We start from the raw sequence: 12,074 nt of genomic DNA, 5'->3' as shown, positions 1-12,074 counted from the left end.
GGCGGTGGCGGATGTGCTTCAGCTTGCTGCCTCAATCAATTCCGGACCATTGTTGCGGACGCTGTTGACCTTCGAGCTGACAACCCGCGGGGTGAGCTTGGGTTCCGGCATCGCGTCCAAAAGCTGTTGCACGTCGGCAGGGTTCCTGACGGCCGTATCCAACCAGTCGGAATAGAGGCTGGGCGGGACAATCAGGGGCGTTCTGTCATGAATGTGACCGAGCGCATCTGTTGCGCTGGTGGTGATAATTGTGCACGTCCGCAGCCATTTCTCCGGATGGCCCTCCGGCAGGGCCGGATCGGGCCAGTACTCGTAGAGACCAGCGAAGGCGAGAATTCCGCCGTCGCCGCCGTGGAGGTACGTCGGTATTTTGCCCTCTACGGTTTTTTGCCATTCGAAATATCCGTCGGCCGCCACCAGCGCCCGCCGTCGTGAAGCGGCCTGCCGGAACGAGGGTTTCTCAGTGATGGTTTCCATCCGGGCGTTGATAAGACGGGCTGCCGACTTCCGGTCCTTTGACCAGGACGGGACGAGACCCCACCGTGCTGTTGCCAACTGCCGGCTTTGTTCCGTGCTTCCGGCATGGCGCTCGATGACAAGCGGGACTTCGTCGGTCGGTGCAACGTTGTAGGAAGGAACGATCTCCCCTTCAAAAGATTCGTCGACATTGAACGACGCGACAAGGTCGCCGGTGCTTCGTGCCATCACGTATCTGCCACACATGTTTCCATTATGGTTTAGTCACAGTGATTCCGCTTCGAACGTTTTGAGCGCATCTGCCGATGCGGTTACTCGGCAGATCCGATGCGCACAGTGCCATCCGCTTCCACGCTTAGCCCGGGATTGCAGACGACTTCCCAGCGAAAACCGTCCGGATCGGCGAAGTAGCCGGAGTATCCGCCCCAGCTCATCTTCCGTCCGGCTGCGATGATGCTTCCGCCCGCATTCCCGGCCTGGGCCAGGACAGCGTCGACTTCTTCCTCGCTGTGTACGTTGTGTCCCAGCGAGATCGGGGGTACGGCTCCGGACTGAAGGTCGGCACCGGCTTCGGCAGCAAGTTTTTCAATGTCGTACAGTGCCAGCAGCAAGCCATGTCCCACCTGGATGAAGACCACTTCGGCAGCGACATCCATCGTCGGCGCCCATTTCAGGCCATCCAGGTAGAACCGCCGGGACGCTTCCAGGTCACGGACACCAAGGGTCAGAACGTCGACATGAGGTTGCATACATCGATATTCTCACTAAATGGTCACCGATGACGATAATGCCCATAAACAGCAACTGGACGACGTCCGTACTGCCATCGACGAAATAGATGAAGAGATGGTGGCATTGATTGCCCGGCGTGAACGGCTGGTGCGGATCGCCGGCACGTTGAAGGAAGATGCAGCCGCGGTCCGTTCACCCCAGCGCGTCGAGCAGGTGATCTCCACCGTTCGATCCCTCGCCGCCGAATCGAAGGTCAGCCCGGAAGTGGTTGAAGCAACTTACCGTTCCATGATTGAAGCTTTCATCGAGCTTGAGCTGAAGGTTCAGCGCAGCAGTTTCTGAAGGATCCCCTGACCGTTTCACACTGGACGGTTGTCTCATTTCCCGTCGTTCCCAGGCGTCGCGTGCCCTCTCACCTGCAGGTTTAAGGACATCTGTGTTTTGTCGGTGCACAGGAGTAAACTTGAACTTACTCGAACAGATATTCGAGAATGGTGTGGGATTGCGTTGGGAGGTGACTGGAGTTGGGTGTCTTCAGCGAGTCGGTGGAAGTGGTGTGTTCGTCTGCGGGGCAGCCTCTAAGTCTGGTCTGGCAGAACCGGACATACGAGATCGAAGCGGAACCGTTGCGCTGGTATCAACGGCGCAAATGGTGGGAAGAGGAGTTACGGGCCGAGCGGGGCCGCGGCGCTGGACTGGTGGATCATGAGATCTGGCGTGTGCAGGCAAGAGTCAGTGACAGGTCGGAGCTGCGGACCCTGGACATAGTGCACCAGGTGGATTCAGGACGCTGGCGGTTATTGAAAATTCACGATGCCGTACAGGACTTGAGTGCATAGGACTGTGCGGAAACTCTTCCCCGGATATATATGAGCTTCACCCATCTGCACGTTTCAACCGCCTTCAGTGCACACTATGGCGTCTCCTGGCCCGAAGACATGGCCGGGACGGCTGCCGGCGACGGGGCGGACGCTTTAGCCTGCACGGACCGTGACGGTCTTTATGGCACAGTCAAGCATCTGAAAGCCTGCATGGCGGCAGGCATTGATCCAATCGTGGGTGTGGATCTGGCCGTGCTGCGCGACGCTCAGGTGAGCGGCCGCGTCGTCGTACTTGCCCATGGCGAATTGCAGGGAGCAGGCTACCGGGCACTGTGCCGGCTGATTTCCGATGCCCATGCGAATACCGGCGCGCAATCACGTAAGCATGTCGGCGTCACCTTGGAGGAGCTGGCCTCACGGTGCCTGGATCCAGTCACTCTCAACCCTGTGCTGACAGTACTGATTGGCCCGCATTCCGATGTCGGCCAAGCATTGCGGACCCGCAGTTATTCCACCGCCCGTTCGTTGTTTACCCGGTGGCTGGCAGTGCTTCCAGCCGGTTCGGTGACGGCCGAAGTGGTGACACACTTGAGTCCGCCAGGCGAGGCATTGAGTACCGCCCATGGAGTGCGGTTGTTCAAACTGGCCAGGGAACGCAATGTTCCCGCCGTACTGACCAATGCGGTGCGGTACTGCGGAATTGATGGTGCAGCCACCGCTGATGTGCTGGATTCCGCCCGGGCACTGACTGCTCTGGAGAAGTTGACCGACCTGCAGCCGAACGGGCAGGGATGGCTGAAAACGCCGGCACAGATGGAATCGCTGGCCAAGGAGATCGCCAAAGCTGCGGATCTTGGTACATCCGGCGCCGCCGACCTGCTGTCGGCTACAGAGAAGTTGGCCGACCGCTGCAGGATGGATCCGGCGGCTGATATGGGGTGGAAACAGCCTGTCGTTCCCGAAGCATCGGTGATCGGGATCGACCAGGACCCGGTAGCCGAGCTCTGGCAGCGGTGCGAGGCGGGCATCGGCCGCAGGTTCGGCGGCATTTCCGGGGCGGAGGAGCGGAAGCTCCGGGAACGGTTAAATCATGAAATGCAGATCATTGACCGGCTGGGGTTCTCCTCCTATTTCCTGACCGTGGCCGAGGTTTCGAAGATGATCATTGAAATGGGTGTCCGGGCTGCGGCCAGGGGATCGGGGGCCTCGTCCCTGGTGAACTATCTGATTAATGTCAGCCAGGTGAACCCGCTCAACCACGATCTGATCTTTGAGCGTTTCCTTTCGCAGGACCGCTCAACGCTGCCGGATATCGACATCGATGTTGAAAGCGCCGAGCGGCACAATGTCTACCACCGGATTTTCGAACGGTTCGGGGCTGAACGAGTCACGCTGATGAGTATGCAGAACGGCTACCGTGCCCGGGGCGCCGTCCGTGACGCCGGGCTTGCGCTGGGAATGAATGAGGACGATGTCGGCGCCATCGCCAAACAACTGTGGCGGTTTTCGGCTGCAAAGTTCCGTGAAGCCATGGCCGAAAAACCGGAGCTGCGGGACTTTTCCTCCAGGGTGGAACAGAATCAGCAACTGGATCTGCTGGTGGATCTGACAGAACGGCTGGACCGGCTGCCACGGCATATTTCAATGCACCCGTGCGGCGTGATTCTGGGGGACAAGAACCTGCTGGACCGCACCCCGGTCCAACCCAGCGGACTGGGGCTGCCGATGTCGCAGTTCGATAAGCACGACATGGATCCGATGGGAATGCTGAAGCTGGACGTGCTGGGAGTGCGGATGCAAAGTGCGATGGCCTATGCGCTGAAGGAGATTATCCGTATCCACCCATCACGCCAGGAGGTTGCTCAAGCAGGCAGGCACCAGGACGAGTCCGGCTGCGTTCCTGATTACGTCGCCGCGGACGGCCGGATTAATCTCGAGGCTGTGCCATTCGATGATGAGCCGACGTACGAGCTGATCCGCAGCACACATACTTTGGGCTGTTTCCAGATTGAGTCGCCGGGACAACGGGAGCTGATAGGCAAACTTGCCCCGCGCGAATTCAACGACCTGATTATCGATATTTCATTGTTCCGTCCAGGGCCGATGAAGTCCGATATGGTCCGCCCGTTCCTGGAGCACCGGCATGGATGGGCTCCCGAGAGCTACCCGCATCCGGACCTCAAACCGGCGCTCGCCGAAACCCACGGGGTGACGGTCTTCCATGAACAAGTGCTGCGGACCTTTGACGTCTTCACCGGCTGCGGCATGGCCAAGGCGGACGAGCTCCGGCGGCTGCTTGGCAGCGGAGAGGCCGAACCAGGGGTGGAGGACTTTTTCCGGAAGGAATCGGCAGCAAGAGGTTATCCCCCCGCAGTGGTGGACAAGGTTTGGAATACGCTCAAAGCCTTCGGTAGTTTTGGCTTTTGCAAGGCCCATGGGGCGGCATTTGCCGTACCCACCTACCAGTCAGCCTGGCTCAAAGCACATCATCCCGAAGCTTTCCTGGCCGGGATCTGGGAACACGATCCGGGTATGTATCCGCGCCGATTGCTGGTGGCGGAGGCCCGGCGGATGGGTATACCGATCCTGCCTCTGGACATTAACCGCAGCACCGGCGAATACCGGGTGGAACGTATTGCTGACGGGAAACTGGGCATCCGGTTGAGTCTGGCCGGAATCTACGGACTTTCCCATACTGAACTCAAACGTATTGTGGCCGGCCAACCCTACGATTCGCTCGCAGATCTGCGCACCCGTGCCAGAGTCGGAAGGGCCAGCATGAAGCGGCTGGCGCAGTTGGGCGCATTTGATTCCTTGAATCAACACGTACATGGCACCGGCAGCCGTGCGGACTTAATCCACCACCTCAACAGTTCCCCTTCCCGCCCGGCACAACGCAAGCATGAACCCATCGAGGGGCAGTTATCACTGCCCCTCGGCGATCTTGAACTGACCAATTTGAAACCTGCCCTGCCGGAGCCGCCGATGGAGGAGAAAGTCCGGACGGAGCTGGATCTGCTGGCCCTGGATGTCAGCGCCCATCTAATGGACAGCTACCGCCCGATCCTGGAGGAGCTGGGAGTGACGGAATCAGCGAATCTGCTGGGCCTGCGTAACGGCACTGAAGTAATGGTGGCCGGAATCCGTGTCGCAACCCAGACTCCACCGATGCGTGGAGGTCGCCGGGTGGTCTTTATCAGCATCGACGATGGCACCGGCTGTGTGGACTGCACATTCTTCCATGAAGCGCAGGAGCAGGCCGGGCCGCTGCTCTTCGGCACCCGGCTGCTGTTGATCAAGGGACTGACGCGCCGCACAGGACCAAGAGGAATGAGTCTGCAGGCTACGAACGCTTGGGATCTATCCAATACCGAAACCTTGCCCTTGGCGCGAAACCGCAAACCTCTTGCCCTTGGACGATAACCCTTCCACCGGGGGAGACATTGTCCCCCGAGGCCTCGCGCGGGCTGCGACTCGGTGGACCTTCAAGATTGGTGGCGCCGACGCTATGGGCGATAACATCGGTGAAGGCTGACAGTGGCCCCGGTATGCTGCTGTTCCAATAGCCCACGACCCGATTTCAGGAGACCGACGTGCCCAACAACATCACCCTCATCGTCAACGGCGAAGAGAATAAGGTGACCCCGGGCACTACCGGTGCTGAACTGTTCGCAGGACAGCGGGACATCGTCGTCGTACGTGTCAATGGTGAGTTGAAGGACCTGGATGCACCAATCCACGACGACGGTGCGCAGGTTGATGGTGTCGAGATTGGTTCCGAAGACGGGCTCAACGTACTGCGGCATTCCACTGCCCATGTCATGGCACAGGCTGTTCAGCAATTGCGGGACGACGCGGAATTGGGGATTGGCCCCTATATCACCGATGGTTTCTACTTTGATTTCGACGTCGACGAGCCCTTCACCCCCGAGGACCTGAAGAAGCTCGAAAAGATGATGCTCAAGATCGTCAACAGCAATCAACTCTTTCGGCGCCGGGCGGTATCGGAGGAAGAAGCCAGACAGGAAATGGCCGACGAGCCCTACAAACTCGAGTTGATCGGCCTGAAGGGCGAATCGGCGGAGGCTGAACTCGACGCCGAACTGGACGGTGCCGAAGGCGCTTCCGTTGAGGTCGGTGCCGGCGAGCTCACCATTTATGACAACGTCGACCGCAAGAGCGGCGAGACGGTCTGGAAAGATCTGTGCCGGGGCCCGCACCTGCCCAATACCAAAATAATCTCCAATGCCTACGCGTTGACCCGTTCGGCCGCGGCCTATTGGCGCGGCAGCGAGAAGAACAAGCAGCTGCAGCGGATTTACGGCACGGCCTGGCCGACCAAAGAGGATCTGAAGGCCTACCAGGAACGCATCGCTGAAGCCGAACGACGAGACCACCGCAAACTGGGCAGCGAACTGGACCTTTTTTCCTTTCCCGACGAGCTTGGTTCCGGCCTGCCGGTGTTTCACCCCAAGGGCGGCATTATCCGCAAGGTGATGGAGGACTATTCCCGCCAGCGCCACGTCGAGGCCGGCTACGACTTCGTCTATACGCCGCATATCACCAAGGGAAAGCTTTACGAAGTTTCCGGTCATTTGGACTGGTACCGGGACGGAATGTTCCCGCCGATGCATGTAGACGAGGAACTGAACGACGACGGCACAGTGCGCAAACCCGGGCAGGACTACTACCTCAAACCGATGAACTGCCCCATGCACTGCCTGATCTTCCGTTCGCGCGGGCGTTCCTACCGTGAACTGCCGTTGAGAATGTTCGAGTTCGGATCGGTCTACCGCTACGAGAAGTCCGGGGTGGTGCATGGACTGACACGCGTCCGTGGCATGACACAGGATGATGCCCACCTCTTTTGTGCCCGTGAGCAGATGAAGGACGAGCTGACCAAGACGCTGGAATTCGTTCTCGGCCTCCTGAAGGACTACGGACTGGAGGACTTCTACCTGGAGCTTTCCACTAAGAATGAGGAAAAATTCGTCGGTTCCGATGAGATCTGGGATGAGTCCACGAAGACGCTTGCCGAAGTGGGGGAGGCTTCCGGGCTGGAACTGGTTCCGGATCCCGGCGGAGCTGCGTTCTACGGCCCGAAAATCTCCGTGCAGGCCCGTGACGCGATCGGGCGGACGTGGCAGATGTCCACCATTCAGCTGGACTTCAACACGCCCGAAAGGTTTGAACTCGAGTACCAGGCCGCCGACGGCTCACGTCAGCGCCCGGTGATGATCCACCGCGCCTTGTTCGGCTCCATCGAACGGTTCATGGGCGTGCTGACCGAACACTATGCCGGTGCTTTCCCAGCTTGGCTGGCCCCCGTGCAGGTAGTCGGCATTCCGGTTGCGGATGCTTTCAACGACTACATGTTCGACGTCGTAGACAGGCTCAAAGACGAAGGCATCCGGGCCGAAGTGGATATCAGCTCTGACCGCTTCCCGAAGAAGATCCGCACCGCCAGCAAGGAAAAAATCCCCTTCGTGCTGATCGCCGGCGGCGAGGATGTCGACGCAGGTGCGGTCTCATTCCGCTTCCGTGACGGCAGCCAGGATAACGGCGTCCCGGTCGACGAAGCCGTCAACCGCATTATTGAAGCGGTACGAAACCGGGAAAGGTAGGACGGGTGGCCACAGGAAAGCAGGCAGCCGGGGAGATGGACGACGACGGCGGAATCACCGACGACTTCACGATTCCAGGTGTGCCCGATAGCTTCCAGCGCCTGTGGACCCCACACCGTATGGCCTACATCAAGGGTGGGCAGGATCAATTCAAGCATCAGGATGACTGCCCGTTCTGCGCGGCGCCGACCCGCTCCGATGCAGAGTCACTGATCGTACACCGGGGAGTCCACGCCTTTGTCGTGCTGAACCTGTTTCCTTACAACCCCGGTCATCTGCTCATTTGCCCTTACCGTCATGTACCTGACTACACCGACATCACCGTGGCGGAAACGGCCGAAATAGCCGAGCTATCCCAGACCGCCATGCGAGTACTGCGGGAGGTGGCCAAGCCCAGCGGCTTCAACCTGGGTATGAACCAGGGCAATACCGGTGGGGCCGGAATCGCCGCACACCTGCACCAGCACATCGTCCCGCGGTGGGGCGGAGACGGGAACTTCCTGCCGATTATCGCGCAGACAAAGGCCATCACGCAGACCCTTGACGAAGTGCGGGAACTTGTTTCCGAGGCATGGCCGACCGACTCCGGTTCAAACGGCGACGCGGACTAAAGGCGCAGCGCATGCTCAACAAATATGCCCGCGCGTTCTTCGCCGGAATCTTCACCCCCCTGGCACGGCTGTTGATCCGGTTGAAGGTTTCCCCGGATGCCGTCACCGTCACCGGAACTTTGGGGGTATCGGCCGGGGCAATGGTTTTCTACCCGATGGGGGAGCTGTTCTGGGGAACGGTATTTATTACGGTGTTTGTATTCTCGGACATTGTTGACGGGCTGATGGCCCGGATGCTCGGACGGACCGGTACATGGGGAGCCTTCCTCGATTCAACCTTGGACCGTTTCGGCGACGCGGCAGTGTTCAGCGGACTGATCATTTGGTTCTTCACCGGCGGGAACAATCCCACCATTGCCGTGCTGGCGTTGGCCTGCCTCGTCCTCGGCAGCCTCGTCTCCTATGCCAGAGCCCGCGCCGAGGGACTGGGCATGACGGCTAATGTCGGCATCGCGGAACGCTCGGAACGCTTGGTCGCCGTCCTGGTTACCACTGGGTTCACCGGTCTTGGACTGCCTGAACCATTCCTGCTGGTGGTGCTCGTCCTGCTTGCCATAGCCAGTTTCATCACCGTGCTGCAGCGTATCTTCACCGTGCGGCGACAGGCCTTGGAACCACGCTCCGCCGTGGATTGAAGCCCGTGTGGAGGCGCGTTTCGTTCACCCGAGTAACCGTTGTTCGGCGAACGTTGCCGGGCGGCATAGAATTAGGGGACATCTTTTCTCGATTCTTAGGGGCTCTCTGTGTCCATCACTGAAACATCGAAGCCGGCTCCGGTCACCGGCAGCAGCCGCGTCAAGCGCGGTATGGCGGAAATGCTCAAGGGCGGCGTCATCATGGACGTCGTCACCGCGGAACAGGCACGAATCGCCGAAGATTCGGGTGCTGTTGCCGTAATGGCGCTTGAGCGCGTTCCAGCAGATATCCGCGCCCAGGGCGGCGTCTCCCGCATGAGCGATCCGGACATGATCGACAGCATCGTCAATTCGGTTTCCATCCCCGTGATGGCCAAAGCCCGGATCGGCCACTTCGTTGAAGCCCAGATCCTGCAGTCACTCGGGGTCGACTACATTGACGAGTCCGAAGTACTTACACCGGCGGACTACACTAACCACATCGACAAGTGGAACTTCAAGGTCCCCTTCGTGTGTGGTGCCACGAACCTGGGTGAAGCTTTGCGCCGGATCAATGAGGGTGCAGCCATGATTCGCTCCAAGGGCGAAGCAGGAACGGGCGACGTCTCGAACGCCACGACGCACATGCGTCAGATCCGTGCACAGATCAAGCGACTCTCCTCGATGCCTGAGGACGAGTTGTACGTGGCGGCAAAGGAACTGCAGGCGCCATATGAATTGGTCAAGGAAATAGCCACTGCAGGCAAACTTCCCGTTGTCCTCTTCACAGCCGGTGGAATCGCGACGCCGGCTGATGCAGCCATGATGATGCAGCTCGGTGCCGATGGTGTCTTTGTTGGATCCGGAATCTTCAAGTCCGGCAATCCGGCCGCCCGGGCCGCCGCCGTCGTCAAGGCAACGACGTTTTACGACGACCCGGACGTTCTGGCCGACGTCTCGCGTGGTCTCGGCGAGGCGATGGTTGGCCTCAATGTGGACCAGATTCCCGAGCCGCACCGGCTCGCCGAACGCGGCTGGTAATCCACGCGGCTTAATCTGTAACAGCTGAAGTAGTAGTCAAAGCTGAGGGTGGGCGGTCGATTGACCGCTCACCCTCAGCTTTTTCATTCTGGGGAGTTCGCTCTGGCTTCCCCGGCTTCTTACTCCAGCCCGCGCCGCTTCAGCAAAGGTGCGATCCCGGCGTCTCGTCCGCGGAAATTACGGAAGGCATCCAGCGGATCAATACTGAAGCCCCTTGACAGCAATTCCTTGCGGAAATGGTCTCCGTTCTCCCTGGTTAGTCCGCCATTGGCCTTGAACCACTCCACCGTGTCGGCATCCATGACTTCGCTCCAGATATAGGAGTAGTAACCGGCAGCATAACCCCCGGCGAAAATGTGTTTGAAATATCCGGTGCGGTAGCGCGGCGGCACCAGGTTCAAGGCCACGCCCGCCTGCTCCAATGCTTCGGCTTCAAACGCCAATGGGTCTGGGACATCCGTGCACGGGGCCAGTTCATGCCATGCAAGGTCCAATAGGGCAGCGCCGAGATACTCGGTGGTCGCAAAACCTTCGCCCCATTGTTGCGCAGCGACCAGCTTGTCGATCGACTCCTGGGGGAGTGCTTCACCCGTCTTATAATGCTTGGCATAGTTGTCCAGGATTTCCGGCCACAGGATCCACATTTCGTTCACCTGGGAGGGATACTCGACGAAGTCCCTCGGAACGCTCGTGCCTGAGAACATCGGATACCTTACGTCAGAGAACAGACCGTGCAGGGCGTGCCCAAATTCGTGGAACATGGTTGTGACCTGGTCATAGGTCATAAGTGTCGGTTCGCCGGCGGGCGGCTTAGGGATATTCAGGTTGTTGACGACGACGGCCCTGGTGCCAAAGAGTCCGGACTGTTCGACGAGCGGGTTCATCCAGGCACCGCCATTTTTCGTGTCCCGGGTGTAGTAGTCGCCGAGGAAGAGACCGAGCCCGGTTCCGTCTTCCTCCTTAACTTCCCAGACGCGTACGTCAGGATGGTATCCGGGCAACTCCTTCCGTTCCTCGAAGGTCAGGCCATAAAGCCTGTTCGCCGCAAAGAAGACACCATCCTGCAGGACGCGTTCCAGCTCGAAATACGGACGCAAGGCGGCAAGGTCGACGTCGTACTTATCCCTGCGGACCTGCTCCGAATAGAAGGCCCAATCCCATGGCTCAAGATCGTGGCCCGCGACGTCGGCGAGAATGTCCGCTTCAGCCTTGGCGTTATCGACTGCGGCCGGCGCCAACCGGTCCATCATCGTGTGGATCGCCGCCAACGACGGTGCTGTCTGGTCGTCGGTGGCATAGGAAGCATGGTTTTCGAACCCGAGCAGTTCGGCCCGCTCGGCACGTAGTTGAGCCATCGTCTTAGCGATGTCCAGCGAATTGAACTCGTCGTCGCGTGTTCCCCGGTTGACTGAAGCATTGAAGAGACGACGGCGGGTCTCCCGGTTCGCCAGTGAGGCCATGGCGGGCTGGTTGGTGGGCAGCACAAGGCTTAGTAGGTATTTGCCCTCGTGTCCGGCCGTTCTGGCTGCTTCGGCGGCGGAGGATATGTCCTCCCCGGAGAGGCCCTCAAGCTCTGCTTCGGCTTCCACCAGCAGCGCTGAGGCGTTGGCACCGTTCATCACCAGCTGCGAGAACTGCGTGCCGAGCGTCGACAGCTGGCTGTTCAGCTCCCGCAACCGCTGCTGCGCACGATCCTCCAGCTGTGCTCCCGAACGCGTGAAGGCCCTCAGGTACTCCTCAAGAAGCCGGCGCGACTCGGAATCAAGATTCTCCGAGCCCGGATCAACCTGGGTGAGCCGCAGGTAGAGGTTCTTATTGAGGTAGATGCTGTCCTGGTGCTCCGCCAGACGGGGAGAAATTTCACTTTGGATCTGTTGGATGTTTTCGGTTGCATGGGAACTGGCGAGATTGAAGAACACTGCCGATACCCGTTGCAGTGTTCTCCCGGACTTCTCCAACGCGGCGACGGTATTGGCGAAGCCGGCCGGTTCTGTGTTGGAGACGATCGCTTCGACCTCTGCCTGATGTTCATCGATTCCTGCCTCGAATGCGGGCAGGAAGTGCTCACCATGGATCTGGTCGAAAGGCGGAAGCTGGTACGGGAGCGGACTCTCAGCGAGAAATGGATTCGTCATGGGTCAACAATTTCATACC

General features: G+C 59.5%; 10 protein-coding genes. 7 read left to right on the top strand and 3 right to left on the bottom strand.

Annotated features, from left to right (window positions below):
• Positions 1 to 18 precede the first annotated feature (18 nt).
• Both ACX80B_RS15000 and ACX80B_RS14995 read right to left on the bottom strand, forming a co-directional pair.
• On the bottom strand, positions 19 to 723 hold the full coding sequence (locus ACX80B_RS15000; protein WP_459297560.1) for an SOS response-associated peptidase: 705 nt from the start codon (positions 721 to 723) through the stop codon (positions 19 to 21).
• Positions 724 to 788: 65 nt separating this feature from the next.
• Positions 789 to 1,226 (bottom strand): VOC family protein, encoded by a 438-nt coding sequence (locus ACX80B_RS14995; protein WP_459297558.1) that lies wholly within the window; start codon positions 1,224 to 1,226, stop codon positions 789 to 791.
• A gap of 19 nt (positions 1,227 to 1,245) precedes the next feature.
• Here ACX80B_RS14995 and ACX80B_RS14990 point away from each other — a divergent pair, with 19 nt between their 5' ends.
• The 7 genes from ACX80B_RS14990 to pdxS all read left to right on the top strand — a co-directional run bounded on the left by ACX80B_RS14990 (position 1,246) and on the right by pdxS (position 9,920).
• A complete protein-coding gene (locus ACX80B_RS14990) occupies positions 1,246 to 1,551 on the top strand; it encodes a chorismate mutase (protein WP_459297556.1) in 306 nt (101 codons plus the stop codon).
• 182 nt (positions 1,552 to 1,733) lie between these two features.
• Complete coding sequence (locus ACX80B_RS14985) at positions 1,734 to 2,048, top strand: DUF6504 family protein (RefSeq protein WP_459297554.1); 315 nt, start codon at positions 1,734 to 1,736, stop codon at positions 2,046 to 2,048.
• Between the two features lie 30 nt (positions 2,049 to 2,078).
• A complete protein-coding gene (locus ACX80B_RS14980) occupies positions 2,079 to 5,453 on the top strand; it encodes a DNA polymerase III subunit alpha (protein ID WP_459297552.1) in 3,375 nt (1,124 codons plus the stop codon).
• A gap of 170 nt (positions 5,454 to 5,623) precedes the next feature.
• A complete protein-coding gene (thrS, locus tag ACX80B_RS14975; protein WP_459297550.1) occupies positions 5,624 to 7,654 on the top strand; it encodes a threonine--tRNA ligase in 2,031 nt (676 codons plus the stop codon).
• A 35-nt stretch (positions 7,655 to 7,689) separates the two neighbouring features.
• Positions 7,690 to 8,265, top strand: coding sequence for an HIT family protein (locus ACX80B_RS14970; protein ID WP_459297608.1), 576 nt, complete (start codon positions 7,690 to 7,692; stop codon positions 8,263 to 8,265).
• A gap of 11 nt (positions 8,266 to 8,276) precedes the next feature.
• Positions 8,277 to 8,900 (top strand): phosphatidylinositol phosphate synthase, encoded by a 624-nt coding sequence (gene pgsA / locus ACX80B_RS14965; protein ID WP_459297548.1) that lies wholly within the window; start codon positions 8,277 to 8,279, stop codon positions 8,898 to 8,900.
• Positions 8,901 to 9,008: 108 nt separating this feature from the next.
• On the top strand, positions 9,009 to 9,920 hold the full coding sequence (gene pdxS / locus ACX80B_RS14960; RefSeq protein WP_459297546.1) for a pyridoxal 5'-phosphate synthase lyase subunit PdxS: 912 nt from the start codon (positions 9,009 to 9,011) through the stop codon (positions 9,918 to 9,920).
• A gap of 119 nt (positions 9,921 to 10,039) precedes the next feature.
• Here the strand turns inward: pdxS and ACX80B_RS14955 are convergent, their stop codons facing one another.
• Positions 10,040 to 12,055 carry a M3 family metallopeptidase gene (locus ACX80B_RS14955; protein WP_459297544.1) on the bottom strand — a complete coding sequence of 672 codons (2,016 nt, stop codon included), beginning with the start codon at positions 12,053 to 12,055 and terminating at the stop codon, positions 10,040 to 10,042.
• Positions 12,056 to 12,074: the final 19 nt, after the last annotated feature.

The sequence above is a fragment of the Arthrobacter monumenti genome, from assembly GCF_054511255.1.
This window is presented reverse-complemented; position numbering and strand designations above follow the sequence as displayed.